This is a genomic window from Citrobacter sp. Ce006 (genome assembly GCF_030336535.1).
Taxonomy (GTDB): Bacteria; Pseudomonadota; Gammaproteobacteria; order Enterobacterales; family Enterobacteriaceae; genus Citrobacter; species Citrobacter europaeus.
The window spans coordinates 383,940-396,724 of record NZ_JAOWDO010000073.1 but is presented as its reverse complement, the minus strand read 5'-3'; the positions used below and the strand labels follow the sequence as shown (position 1 = coordinate 396,724).

Annotated in this window: 11 protein-coding genes; 6 read left to right on the top strand and 5 right to left on the bottom strand. The window is 53.5% G+C overall.

The annotated features are described in order from the left end of the window. Positions 1-51 precede the first annotated feature (51 nt). On the top strand, positions 52-648 hold the full coding sequence (caiE, locus tag OGV94_RS20625; protein ID WP_047406286.1) for a carnitine operon protein CaiE: 597 nt from the start codon (positions 52-54) through the stop codon (positions 646-648). Between the two features lie 76 nt (positions 649-724). On the opposite strand, the gene caiF is transcribed toward caiE, so the two are convergent. The 5 genes from caiF to OGV94_RS20600 all read right to left on the bottom strand — a co-directional run bounded on the left by caiF (position 725) and on the right by OGV94_RS20600 (position 8,205). Beyond that, the gene (caiF, locus tag OGV94_RS20620; protein ID WP_043018385.1) at positions 725-1,120 is read right to left on the bottom strand and encodes a carnitine metabolism transcriptional regulator CaiF; all 396 of its coding nucleotides are present in this window, start codon (positions 1,118-1,120) and stop codon (positions 725-727) included. 272 nt (positions 1,121-1,392) lie between these two features. Next, on the bottom strand, positions 1,393-4,620 hold the full coding sequence (carB, locus tag OGV94_RS20615; protein ID WP_047406289.1) for a carbamoyl-phosphate synthase large subunit: 3,228 nt from the start codon (positions 4,618-4,620) through the stop codon (positions 1,393-1,395). Between the two features lie 18 nt (positions 4,621-4,638). Continuing rightward, positions 4,639-5,787: a glutamine-hydrolyzing carbamoyl-phosphate synthase small subunit gene (gene carA / locus OGV94_RS20610; RefSeq protein WP_043018383.1), complete on the bottom strand. Its 1,149-nt coding sequence runs from the start codon at positions 5,785-5,787 to the stop codon at positions 4,639-4,641. A 455-nt stretch (positions 5,788-6,242) separates the two neighbouring features. Next, the gene (dapB, locus tag OGV94_RS20605; RefSeq protein ID WP_286524284.1) at positions 6,243-7,064 is read right to left on the bottom strand and encodes a 4-hydroxy-tetrahydrodipicolinate reductase; all 822 of its coding nucleotides are present in this window, start codon (positions 7,062-7,064) and stop codon (positions 6,243-6,245) included. A 133-nt stretch (positions 7,065-7,197) separates the two neighbouring features. After that, a complete protein-coding gene (locus OGV94_RS20600) occupies positions 7,198-8,205 on the bottom strand; it encodes a LacI family DNA-binding transcriptional regulator (protein ID WP_043018381.1) in 1,008 nt (335 codons plus the stop codon). Positions 8,206-8,393: 188 nt separating this feature from the next. Here OGV94_RS20600 and OGV94_RS20595 point away from each other — a divergent pair, with 188 nt between their 5' ends. The 5 genes from OGV94_RS20595 to OGV94_RS20575 are packed head-to-tail and all read left to right on the top strand — an operon-like array spanning position 8,394 to position 12,707. Next, the gene (locus tag OGV94_RS20595) at positions 8,394-10,139 is read left to right on the top strand and encodes a class I mannose-6-phosphate isomerase (protein ID WP_043018380.1); all 1,746 of its coding nucleotides are present in this window, start codon (positions 8,394-8,396) and stop codon (positions 10,137-10,139) included. A 4-nt stretch (positions 10,140-10,143) separates the two neighbouring features. Next, positions 10,144-10,572, top strand: coding sequence for a PTS sugar transporter subunit IIA (locus tag OGV94_RS20590; protein WP_286524282.1), 429 nt, complete (start codon positions 10,144-10,146; stop codon positions 10,570-10,572). 11 nt (positions 10,573-10,583) lie between these two features. After that, entirely contained in the window at positions 10,584-11,078 is a 495-nt protein-coding gene (locus tag OGV94_RS20585) for a PTS sugar transporter subunit IIB (RefSeq protein ID WP_003837349.1), read from the top strand. Positions 11,079-11,088: 10 nt separating this feature from the next. Further along, a complete protein-coding gene (locus OGV94_RS20580) occupies positions 11,089-11,889 on the top strand; it encodes a PTS mannose/fructose/sorbose/N-acetylgalactosamine transporter subunit IIC (RefSeq protein WP_286524279.1) in 801 nt (266 codons plus the stop codon). Then, positions 11,889-12,707 carry a PTS system mannose/fructose/sorbose family transporter subunit IID gene (locus tag OGV94_RS20575; RefSeq protein WP_043018376.1) on the top strand — a complete coding sequence of 273 codons (819 nt, stop codon included), beginning with the start codon at positions 11,889-11,891 and terminating at the stop codon, positions 12,705-12,707. Before OGV94_RS20580 ends, OGV94_RS20575 begins: the two co-directional genes overlap by 1 nt. The last annotated feature ends 78 nt before the right edge of the window (positions 12,708-12,785 follow it).

Sequence of the window (12,785 nt, the reverse complement as noted above, 5' to 3'; positions counted from 1 at the left end):
CCAATGCCGGATAGCGCTTCGCTTATCCGGCCATAAAACCGAGATAAAACGATGAGCTACTACGCCTTTGAGGGTTTGATTCCGGTGGTACATCCGGATGCTTTTGTCCATCCCAGCGCCGTGCTGATTGGCGATGTCATTGTGGGGGCTGGAGTTTATATTGGTCCGCACGCGTCATTGCGCGGAGACTATGGACGCTTGATCCTGGAGGCAGGCGCTAATCTGCAGGATGGCTGCATCATGCATGGCTACTGCGACACAGATACCGTCGTGCATGAAAATGGACACATCGGCCATGGCGCGATCCTGCACGGTTGCGTGGTGGGCAGAGATGCGCTGATCGGTATGAACAGCGTCATTATGGACGGCGCGGTGATTGGCGAAGAGAGCATTGTCGCCGCCATGAGCTTTGTCAAAGCCGGATTTCAGGGGGAGGCAAGGCAGATGCTGGTTGGCTCACCGGTTCGCGTTCTACGCGAAGTAACGGACCAGGAACTTCACTGGAAACGGCTGAACACGAAAGAGTATCAGGACCTTGCTATCCGCTGCCAGACAGGCCTACACGAAACGCAGCCTTTAACGCGGGTCGAAGAAAACCGGCCGCGCCTGAAAGGCACGACAGACGTGAAACCAAAATCAGCACAGTAATTGATGCCGGATGCGCTCACGCTTATCCGGCCTGTGAGTCAATCACCGTTTATGCCGCCATCAGGCAAACTGACAATTAGCGACGCATACTCTTGGAGAGCATCATCTGCCATTTCTGCTCACGGTTGAGCTCTGTTGGAGGAACCGCTGACAGGCGCGGCGTTTTCGCCATGCTCACCTTTTTTTCCTGCAAATTGTGATTCAATCGTCTGTAGAGGTGAGAATCAATACTGATGACTTTCACCAGACGCTGGCACTGGCAACCACGGCCCGCAATCTGATTAGGGATCATCTTAACTTCACAAACAATTTCTCCCACTTCCGACAGAATATAAGAGAGCGTATTAATTGCTTTGCAGTGTTCAATATCAAAATGGCGGGAAATTTCCTTTGCGGTGATCCAACGATCCTCAGCCATCATCCAGTCAGCGATTAACAAATAAAGCGGTCTTTCAACATATTTTTCACACATAAGCACACCATTTCACAAATTAAAAATCTGGCTACGGCCTGTCCAAATTAATAAAAACTAAGCCATATTAAAATTGTGGATATAAAAGATAGTATGCGACTTGAATGTTGATTAGTGTGAGCAACATCGTGCTTATTACATTGAAAATGTGGTTATGAAAGCGCATTTGGCCAGGAATGACCTTACACGAGATAAAAAAGGGTTTCTTTACAGAAACCCTTTCAAAATTATATTGCTGGTCCGGTTAACGCAATTATCACCGGACCCTTTTTTTATGCCTTTTTGATCTGCGCGTGCATTTCCTGAACCGAGGTCACCTTCTCGGTAGCGTCAGCATTTAGCGCCATCGCCGTCGCGAAACCACCGTTCAGGGTAGTGTCATAATGCACCTTATACTGCAGTGCGCTACGGCGAATCAGCTTGGAGTCTTCAATCGCCTGACGACCTTCGGTGGTGTTGATGATGTAAGTATATTCGCCATTCTTGATACGGTCCTGAATGTGCGGACGGCCTTCATGCACCTTGTTCACCAGACGTGGATTGATACCCGCTTCGCCCAACACAATCGCGGTCCCGTGCGTCGCATCAAGCTCGAAGCCAAACTTCAGCAGCTTCGCCGCCAGGTCAACCACGCGCTCTTTATCGCCTTCGCGAACCGAGAGCAGCGCACGACCCTGCTTTTTCATGGTGGAGCTACTGCCCAGTTGTGCCTTGGCGAACGCTTCCGCGAAGGTGCGGCCCACGCCCATCACTTCCCCGGTAGAGCGCATTTCTGGCCCTAACAGCGGGTCAACGCCTGGGAATTTGTTGAACGGCAGCACCACTTCTTTCACCGAGTAGTAAGGCGGGATAACTTCTTTAGTTACGCCCTGCTGTGCCAGCGTTTTCCCGGCCATCACGCGCGCCGCGACTTTTGCCAGCGGTACGCCAGTTGCCTTGGAGACGAACGGAACGGTACGCGCCGCACGCGGGTTCACTTCAATCAGATAAACTTCGTTATTCTTCACGGCAAACTGGACGTTCATCAGACCGCGAACCTGCAGCTCGAAGGCCAGTTTCTGCACCTGCTGGCGCATCACATCCTGAATTTCCTGGCTCAGGGTGTACGCTGGCAGAGAACATGCGGAGTCGCCAGAGTGCACGCCCGCCTGTTCGATGTGCTCCATGATGCCGCCAATCAGCACCATTTCGCCGTCGCAGATAGCATCCACGTCCACTTCAACTGCATCATCAAGGAAACGGTCCAGCAGCACTGGCGCATCGTTAGAAACGCTGACCGCAGTCTGGAAGTAGCGACGCAGGTCGGCTTCGTCATAGACGATTTCCATCGCGCGGCCGCCAAGTACGTAGGACGGGCGCACCACCAGCGGGTAACCAATCTCTTTCGCCTTCTCAACGGCCATCTCAATGGCGGTTACGGTAGCGTTAGCCGGTTGTTTCAGCTTCAGACGGTCAACCGCCTGCTGGAAACGCTCGCGGTCTTCCGCACGGTCGATAGCATCCGGACTGGTGCCGATAACCGGTACGCCTGCCGCTTCCAGCGCGCGCGCCAGCTTCAGCGGGGTCTGGCCGCCGTATTGCACGATGACGCCTTTTGGCTTCTCGATGCGCACGATTTCCAGTACGTCTTCAAGTGTGACCGGCTCGAAGTACAGGCGGTCAGAAGTGTCGTAGTCGGTAGAAACCGTTTCCGGGTTACAGTTGACCATAATGGTCTCGTAACCGTCTTCACGCAGCGCCAGCGAGGCGTGTACGCAGCAGTAGTCAAACTCAATACCCTGGCCGATACGGTTTGGACCGCCGCCCAGCACCATAATCTTGTCGCGGTCGACGGACGGATTCGCTTCACACTCATCTTCATAAGTGGAGTACATGTAGGCGGTATCGGTGGCAAATTCTGCCGCACAGGTATCCACACGCTTGTAGACCGGGTGCAGATTAAATTGGTCACGCAGCTTGCGGATTTCCGCTTCGCGTACGCCGGCCAGTTTCGCCAGACGCGCATCAGCGAAGCCTTTACGCTTCAGTACGCGCAGGAAGTCAGCGTCGAGGCCGTTAATGCCAAGGTCGGTGACTTTTTCTTCCAGACGCACCAGCTCTTCAATCTGCACCAGGAACCAGCGGTCGATGTTGGTCAGGTTGAACACGCCATCGATGGACAGGCCCGCACGGAAGGCATCGGCGATGTACCAGATACGCTCAGCGCCCGCGTCTTTCAGCTCGCGGCGGATTTTGGTCAATGCTTCCGGATCGTCGAGGCTTACTTTCGGGTCGAAGCCGGTCGCGCCCACTTCCAGACCGCGCAGCGCTTTCTGCAGCGATTCCTGCTGGGTGCGGCCAATCGCCATCACTTCACCGACAGATTTCATCTGCGTGGTCAGACGGTCGTTAGCGCCAACGAATTTCTCGAAGTTGAAGCGTGGAATTTTGGTCACAACGTAGTCGATGGACGGCTCAAATGAAGCCGGAGTACGGCCGCCGGTGATGTCGTTCATCAGTTCGTCGAGGGTATAGCCCACCGCCAGCTTGGCGGCGACTTTCGCAATCGGGAAACCGGTGGCTTTAGATGCCAGCGCAGAAGAACGGGATACACGCGGGTTCATCTCGATGACAATCAGGCGACCGTTTTTCGGGTTTACCGCAAACTGGACGTTAGAACCGCCGGTTTCCACGCCGATTTCACGCAGTACCGCCATCGAGGCGTTACGCATGATTTGATATTCTTTGTCGGTCAGCGTCTGGGCAGGTGCTACGGTGATGGAGTCACCGGTATGGATACCCATTGCGTCAAAGTTTTCGATGGAGCAGACGATGATGCAGTTGTCGTTTTTATCACGCACCACTTCCATCTCGTACTCTTTCCAGCCAATCAGCGATTCATCAATCAGCAGCTCGTTGGTTGGGGAAAGATCCAGACCACGTTCGCAGATTTCTTCGAACTCTTCGCGGTTGTAGGCGATACCGCCGCCGGTGCCGCCCATGGTGAAGCTAGGGCGGATAATGCACGGGAAGCCAACGTCAGCGGCAACCGCCAGCGCTTCTTCCATGGTGTGGGCGATGCCTGAACGCGCGGTATCAAGACCAATTTTTTTCATCGCGATGTCGAAGCGACGACGGTCTTCCGCTTTATCAATGGCATCCGCCGTCGCGCCAATCATGGTCACGCCGAACTCAGCCAGTACGCCCTGACGTTCCAGTTCCAGCGCGCAGTTAAGCGCCGTCTGACCGCCCATAGTTGGCAGCACCGCGTCCGGGCGCTCTTTTTCGATGATTTTACGCACCACTTCCCAGTGAATCGGCTCGATGTAGGTGGCATCGGCCATTTCCGGGTCGGTCATGATGGTTGCCGGGTTGGAGTTCACCAGAATAACGCGGTAACCCTCTTCACGCAGCGCTTTACACGCCTGCGCGCCGGAGTAGTCAAACTCACACGCCTGACCGATAACAATCGGACCCGCGCCGAGGATCAGGATGCTTTTTATGTCTGTACGTTTTGGCATTGTCTTCTCAGCTCCTGATTATTTAGCGGTCTTACGGTATTGCTCTACAAGTTCGATGAAGTGATCGAACAGCGGTGCGGCATCGTGCGGGCCAGGGCTCGCTTCAGGGTGACCCTGGAAGCTGAACGCCGGTTTGTCGGTACGATGAATCCCCTGCAGGGTGCCGTCGAACAGTGACTTGTGGGTCACGCGCAGGTTGGCAGGCATGGAAGCCTCATCGACCGCAAAACCGTGGTTCTGCGCGGTGATCATCACGGTGTTGTTATCAATATCTTTTACCGGATGGTTGCCGCCGTGGTGGCCAAACTTCATCTTAATGGTCTTCGCACCGCTCGCCAGCGCCAGCAGCTGATGGCCGAGGCAGATGCCAAATACCGGAATATCGGTTTCGAGGAATTTCTGAATCGCGGTAATCGCGTAGTCGCACGGCGCCGGGTCGCCAGGGCCGTTGGACAGGAAAATGCCGTCTGGATTCATCGCCAGCACGTCTTCTGCGGAGGTCTTCGCCGGAACCACCGTCAGGCGGCAGCCGCGGTCCGCTAACATACGCAGAATGTTACGTTTGGCGCCGAAATCGTAAGCCACAACGTGGAACGGCAGTTCATCGGCGGATTTAGCTTCCGGCAGGTCACCGGCCAGCGTCCAGCTCCCCTGCGTCCAGCTATAAGGCTCCGCGGTGGTCACTTCTTTCGCCAGATCCATACCGTTCAGACCCGGGAAGGCTTTCGCTTTTTCCAGTGCCAGCGCCGCATCCGGGTTATCGCCCGCGATGATGCAGCCGTTTTGTGCGCCCTTTTCACGCAGCAAACGCGTCAGCTTACGGGTATCGATATCGGCAATCGCCACAATGTTATGGCGTTTGAGGTAAGAAGAGAGGTCTTCAGTATCGCGAAAGTTGCTGGCAATCAGCGGCAGGTCGCGGATGACCAGGCCTTGCGCATGTACCTGAGAAGATTCTGCATCGGCTTCGTTGGTGCCGACATTACCGATATGAGGATAAGTAAGAGTGACGATTTGGCGGGAATAGGAAGGATCAGTGAGGATTTCTTGATAACCGGTCATTGAAGTATTGAAAACGACTTCCCCAACCGCCGAACCTGTTGCCCCTATGGCCCGACCGTGAAACTGGGTTCCGTCTTCCAGAACCAATAGCGCTGACTTAATCAAAACACCCTCCAGAGAATATTCACTCACTTTATTTGCATATTAATTCATTAACACCTCATGAATCAATGCAAATTTGCTTACCTATGGATTTCTGGCAAACGGCGGCATTCTAGAGATAGCCCACGTAAAAGTCTACCCAAAAGGGCATTTTTTATTATTATTTTACGCCACTGGGATAAATCACACGATTTAACAGGCAAAAAGATCAGCTAACTCGGGGTGGAAAACGCTTGCGGCAGGCAAAGAGTGTAAAAACATGAAGTATGATAGAAAAAAGTGGACCATTTGGTCAAAATTTACATTGAGATAACAGAATCACCCAACAAAATACAGACAAATGCTAGATTAAAAGAAAAAACACACTCAAAAGCAAAAAATAAAAGGGCAATAAAATATTGCCCTATGTAATCAAGTAATTATGATTACAATAACCACATCACGAAGGGTAATAAAAGCTATAAATTGCGTAAATCAAGCACATCTTTCATATCAAAAAGACCATTTGACTTTGATTTCAGCCAAATCGCCGATCGCACTGCGCCATTGGCAAAGGTCATACGGCTGGACGCTTTATGCGTGATCTCTATACGCTCGCCAATATCGGCAAACATCGCGGTATGCTCACCGACGATATCCCCCGCCCGCACCGTGGCAAAACCGATCGTGCCCGGTACGCGCTCACCGGTGTAACCTTCACGCGAATAGACCGCGCACTCTTTTAAATCTTTATCCAGCGCCCCGGCAATCGCCTCGCCCATCGCCAGCGCAGTGCCTGACGGCGCATCCACTTTATGGCGGTGGTGGGCTTCAATAATCTCAATATCGGTGTAATCACCCATCACTTTCGCCGCCTTCTCCAGCAGCTTAAGCATGACATTGACGCCAACGCTAAAGTTCGCGGCGAAAACGATAGCAATCTCCTGCGCGGCATCGTGAATAGCTTGTTTACCTGCGTCATCAAAGCCGGTGGTGCCAATCACCATCCCTTTACCGTGCTGGCGGCAAAACGCCAGATGCGCCAGCGTGCCTTCCGGGCGGGTAAAATCGATGAAAACATCGAAATTATCTTTCACTGCTTCAAGGCTACTTTGTACGGTAACGCCCGTTTTCCCGGCTCCCGCTAACTCTCCAGCATCGCTTCCCAGTAAGGAAGATCCTTCGCGCTCCAGCGCCGCGCCGAGCTGTACGCCATCCATGCCGAGAGTGGCCTGAATCAACTGACGCCCCATGCGTCCTCCGGCTCCCGCGATGGCAACGCGGATTTGTGCATCATGCATAGCTATTCTCTTTTGTTAATTTTACGTAAATCGTTTTCAGATTAACCAGCGCAACGCTGCGCCGCCAGCCGAAAACGTCGATAATTAGAATTTAATGATAAACAGGCAGAGATATCAGTAAAAGGCATGACGATCAGCTAAAACCACATGATTCTCTGACCACCAGCGCAGGCGGCAGAATAATACGTTTCGGTGGTTCGTCATTTCCCTGAATGCGACTGTAAAGTAGCTCTCCAGCCTTGCGACCTATCTCTTTTGCCGCCACCGACACGGTGGTGAGCGCAGGTTGTACCAGCGCCGCTTCGGTGATGTCATCGAACCCCACCAGCGCAAAATCGCGTCCTGGTTCACGCCCCATCTTACGCAATGCCTGCATGACCCCAAGCGCCACGATATCCTGATAGCAAACGGCGGCGGTAATTTGAGGGAAACGCAGAAGAAGAGACTCCGCCACTTTTGCGCCGTCAATTTGGCTGGCCTGCGTCGCCACTATCCATTGCGGATTCGGCGATATTCCATGCTCCAGCAATGTGCTGGTGAATCCGCCGATACGCTGCGCCCGGCTGCCGGAACTTGGGCTCCCGCCAATAAACGCAATATTCTTGTGCCCCATTTTGACTAAATGGGTGGTCGCCATTTGCGTACCGAGAAAGTTATCGGTGCCCACAAAATCAAAATCAGGATCGCTAAGGGGACGGACCACCATGATGGCGGGAATATTGCGCCTTTTCAGCGCTTCAAAGAAGGATGTCGGCGTTTCGCGCGCCGCGCAGAGCACCATGCCGCAGGCATTATTGCGCATCAACGAATCAACAAATTTTTGCTGCCGCTCTCCTGACTCTTCGCTGTTTGCCAGAAACAACAGCAGGTCATGCCGTTCCATCTCGTGGCTTAGCCCTGCCGTCATCTCACCGTAAAAAGGGTTAGTGATATCGTGTAACAACAATCCGACCTGATTACTGCTCCGGTTACGCAGGTTGGCGGCAGTTTGGTTATAAACGTACCCAGCATCATCCAGCGCTTTGAGCACCCGGTCACGCGTGGCCTGAGAAATGCGCCCCCGGTTACGCAACACCATTGAAACGGTTGCCGTGGAGACTCCCGCGCGTTCAGCTACCTGCGCCAACGTGACTGTTGTCATGACTTCTCCTGATTTATTACGAAGGTTAATCGAATAACCGAAATCTTGTCTTTTTACCTGTGATTCACATCACGCTAACGCGTATTTCACCGCACTGGATTCTGATTATGGCGGGTTAATCGCGTTAACCACACTATGAAAACAAGGTTAATCGATTAATCTTAAATAAGCCAACACGGAGAAAGAAAATGCGTACAACCTATAATAAATACCCTGAGGTTAACGTTCAGGGCTATGACAACCACGCCTGGCAGGGTTGGTCGTCAATCCATTCTGTGCTTAACACCAGGGTTTCTGGCGCAGCCAAAACCGTATTGATCGTGGATTGCTATCCGGGCGTGCGGCTTGACGAGCTGGAGCAACAGCTTATCAGGACGTTTGATACCGCTCTGGTACTGAATATTGAATCCGCTCGTCGCGATGAGCAGGCCCTGCATGATTTACTGGCACGTAACCTGACCGACGATCGCGTATTCGGCGTGCTTTCCTGTCATCACCTGGATGAATTTTTTGATAGCGACAAACTCAGCCAGCTCCGCCAACAGATTGATGCCGTTAGTGAAGGACTGGTCGTGGTATACGGCTCTGGCGCTGCATTGGCGCACCCGGGTGACGTGCTGGTTTATGCTGACCTTCCGCGCTGGGAAATTCAGCAACGCATGCGCCATAACGGGCTGGGTAACTGGGGGGCAGAAAACCAGGATGAAGATATTCTTCGTCGTTACAAACGTGCTTTTTTCATTGAATGGCGGGTCTTCGACAAACACAAAACGCCGTTACTCAAACGCGCCGATTATTTGCTCGATACCACGGTAGAAAATAGTCCTGCGATGGTCAGCGGCGACGCGCTACGCGCCGGTCTGCAACAAACCACCCAACAACCGTTTCGCGTTGCCCCTTTCTTTGACCCCGGCGTCTGGGGCGGGCAATGGATGAAACAACGCTTCGATCTCGATCCCTCAGCCCCCAATTACGCGTGGTGTTTTGATTGTGTGCCCGAGGAAAACAGCCTGTTACTGCGTTTTGGCAACGTGCGGATCGAGATCCCCTCTCAGGATCTGGTGCTGACCTGTCCCCGCCCCCTGTTAGGCGAAAAAGTCCATGCGCGCTTTGGCGCGGAATTCCCGATCCGTTTTGACTTTCTTGACACCATTGGCGGTCAGAATTTGAGCTTTCAGGTTCATCCGCTCACCGAATACATTCAGCAGCAGTTTGGCATGCACTATACCCAGGATGAGAGCTATTACATTCTCGAAGCCGAGCCGGACGCCGTGGTGTATCTCGGCACCAAAACCGGGATCGCGCCGCAGGATATGCTCGACGATCTGCGTGCCGCGGGTCGTGGTGAAAAAACGTTTGATGATGAACGATTCGTGAATCAGATCCCTGCGCATAAACACGATCACTTCCTGATCCCCGCCGGAACCGTTCACTGTTCGGGAGCAGGCACCATGGTGCTGGAGATCAGCGCAACGCCGTATATTTTCACTTTCAAACTGTGGGACTGGGGTCGCTTAGGGTTAGACGGCTTACCGCGCCCGGTACATCTGGATCACGGTCAGCAGGTTATTGACTGGCAGCGTGACACGCAATGGGTACACGACAACCTGGTCAACCGTATTGAACCCCTCGCTGAAGGAGAAGGTTGGCGAGAAGAAAGAACCGGAATGCACGAACGCGAATTTATCGAAACGCGCCGCCACTGGTTTACGGCACCGGTCACTCACCATACCCATGGCGGCGTAAACGTCCTGAACCTGGTCGAAGGCGCGCAGGCCGTTGTCGAAAGCCCGAGCGGCGCGTTTGCCCCGTTTGTCGTCAACTATGCAGAGACCTTTATCATCCCAGCCGCCGTTGGAGAGTATCGCATTTCGCCGTTTGGCAAAGGCATAGGACAACAGCTCGCCACGATTAAGGCCTGGGTCAGAGGATAAGCGCATGATTAACGTTATTGTTGCCACCCATGGTCCCCTGGCGGACGCGCTTCTCGCCAGCGGTCGTATGGTTTACGGAGAATTACCGCATGTTTATCCCGTCACGCTGAGTGAACAGGCAGGTATCGAAGGGTTTAAACAGACGTTCTCTCAGGTTCTCGCAAGTGCCGGGAAAGACGCTGACGGCGTTCTGGTGCTGTGTGACATGCAAAGCGGTACGCCGTGGAATGTCGCCTGCCATCATGCGTTTTCTGCACAAACGGTTCCTCCCGTTGCCGTGGTAGCGGGAGTTAATTTCCCGATGCTGTTACAAAGCGAGGAGATCCGCCATTTAACGGACGTTCACGCCGCAGCCGTCGAGCTGTTGGCGTTGACGGTACCCACGCTGATTAAAGCCGCCCCGGTTTTATCCGTTCAGTCCGACGATTTTTAAAGGAAACCACTATGAGTATTTCTTTTGTACGTATCGATGACCGCGTAATCCATGGGCAGCTCGTGACACGTTGGGCCAAAGAGCTGCCCTGTGACGGAATTGTCGCGATAGACGACGCCGTCGCGGCCGACCCTCTGCTCTCTTCGGTGATGAAAGGCGCCGTGCAGGACACTAAAGTCTGGTTGTTTGATACGGCCACCGCGATTGAAAAACTGCCGAAAGTCATTGCCAGCGAGAAGCGTTATTTCGTCATTGGCAAATCCCCCGTGACGCTCAAACGCATTGAAGAAGCCGGTATCAGCCTGAAAAATGCCAACGGCAAGATTAATGTGGGTCCAATGAGTGCCCGTGCTGATACCACCACCATCGGCCCGAATCAGTCGGTCAACGGGGATGAAATTGCCGCCTTTGACTGGCTGACGCAGCATGGGCACCTGGTTGAGTTTCGCCTGGTTCCTGATGCCAGTTGCTACAGCTGGCAGGACGCACGTCAGAAGCTGAAATAAGGAGCGCACGATGATTATCGAAGCTACGTTGATTGGCATACTTTGCTATCTCGGCGCCCTCAGCAGCCCCTGGCTGCTGGGACTGACCGGCGGCTGGTACCTGATCACCCGCCCGCTGATTTCCGGAATGCTGGTCGGGATTATCCTCGGCGACATTAAAACCGGGATCATGATTGGCGTTGCGGTTCAGGCGGTGTATATCGCGATGGTTACACCCGGCGGTTCGATGCCCGCCGACCTCAACTTTGTGGCTTATCCGGCAATTGCTTTAGGGATCCTTTCCGGAAAAGGCCCCGAGGTCGTGGTTGCGCTGGCAGCCACCATCGGTATCGCCGGAACCATTTTGTTTAACGCGATGATGGTACTGAACTCCTTCTGGAATCACCGGGCAGATGTGGCGCTGGAACGGGGCGACGAACGCGGCATTTACCTGAACAGCGCCATCTGGCCACAGGTGACAAACTTTGTCCTGCGCTTTGTACCGACCTTTATTGCAGTCTACTTCGGGGCACAATACATCAGCGGTTTTATGGACAGTTTACCGAAAATTGTTCTGTCGACGATGAACGTACTGGGCGGCATTTTACCCGCCGTCGGGATCGCGATTTTGCTCAAGCAGATCATCAAAAACTACACCATGCTGATCTACTTCCTCGTCGGTTTTGTCTGCATCGTCTTTTTAAAACTCAACATGGTCGCGCTGGTGATCATCGGTTCGCTGCTGGCGTTGATCCATTACAACTACAAACCGGAACCGCCGCAGGCCGCGAATGCAAAGTCGGTAGCCGATGATGATGAGGATGAATTCTGATGGAAGAACGCACACTTACACGTAAAGATCTTCGCCGCTGCTGGCGCGCATGGATGATGCACAACTTGTCATCGATGAGCTTTGAACGTCTGGAATCTTTTGGCTTTTGCCTGAGTATGCTCCCGGTGGCGAAAAAGCTCTATCCCGACGCAGCCCAGCGTACTGAGATGCTGCGCCGCCACGCCTCGTTCTATAATACGGAACCCCAGATAGGCGCGATCGTAAATGGCATGGTGCTGGGGCTGGAAGAGAAAAAAGCGAACGGTGAGCCGATCGATGGGGAGACCATCAATACCCTGAAGGTTGGTCTGATGGGCCCTATTGCCGGGATCGGCGATTCAATGATCCCTGGCATGTTGATCCCTATCTTGCTCAGCATCGGTATGGCCCTGGCGGCCGGCGGTAACATTCTGGGGCCGCTGTTTTATACCGTTGCCTGGCTGGCTATCATCATTCCCGGTTCGTGGTTCCTGTTCCTGAAAGGCTACAAGATGGGTTCCGGCTCGGTGGAAATGCTGGTGAGCAGCAAGTCTGCCCGTCTGCGTGAAGCGTTATCGCTGCTGGGCGTGTTTGTTATGGGAGGCGTGGCGGCAAGCTACGTTAAGCTGGGTACCGGGCTGGAATTTATTACCAAAGATGGAGTGAATATCCACGTTCAACAAATGCTGGACGGTATCTTCCCACAGTTACTGCCGCTGATTGTGGTGCTTGGCACCTGGTATCTGATGGCCAAACGTGGTGTGTCGCCAGTGAAGGCGATGATTTTACTGTTGATACTGGCCGCCATCGGCGTCGCTACGGGCCTGTTTGCAGGGTAGCCTCTCACATGTGCCTGTCATTTGCCGGATGGCGCATCCGCTTATCCGGCAATATCAGTACCGGGGCTATGCCCCGGC

Coding starts and splice junctions, on each gene's coding strand:
- caiE (WP_047406286.1), top strand. CDS start 52: ATGAGCTACTACGCCTTTGAGGGTTTGATTCCGGTGGTACATCCGGAT.
- OGV94_RS20600 (WP_043018381.1), bottom strand. CDS start 8,205: ATGACAACAGTCACGTTGGCGCAGGTAGCTGAACGCGCGGGAGTCTCC.
- OGV94_RS20585 (WP_003837349.1), top strand. CDS start 10,584: ATGAGTATTTCTTTTGTACGTATCGATGACCGCGTAATCCATGGGCAG.
- OGV94_RS20580 (WP_286524279.1), top strand. CDS start 11,089: ATGATTATCGAAGCTACGTTGATTGGCATACTTTGCTATCTCGGCGCC.
- OGV94_RS20575 (WP_043018376.1), top strand. CDS start 11,889: ATGGAAGAACGCACACTTACACGTAAAGATCTTCGCCGCTGCTGGCGC.
- OGV94_RS20595 (WP_043018380.1), top strand. CDS start 8,394: ATGCGTACAACCTATAATAAATACCCTGAGGTTAACGTTCAGGGCTAT.
- carB (WP_047406289.1), bottom strand. CDS start 4,620: ATGCCAAAACGTACAGACATAAAAAGCATCCTGATCCTCGGCGCGGGT.
- dapB (WP_286524284.1), bottom strand. CDS start 7,064: ATGCATGATGCACAAATCCGCGTTGCCATCGCGGGAGCCGGAGGACGC.
- OGV94_RS20590 (WP_286524282.1), top strand. CDS start 10,144: ATGATTAACGTTATTGTTGCCACCCATGGTCCCCTGGCGGACGCGCTT.
- caiF (WP_043018385.1), bottom strand. CDS start 1,120: ATGTGTGAAAAATATGTTGAAAGACCGCTTTATTTGTTAATCGCTGAC.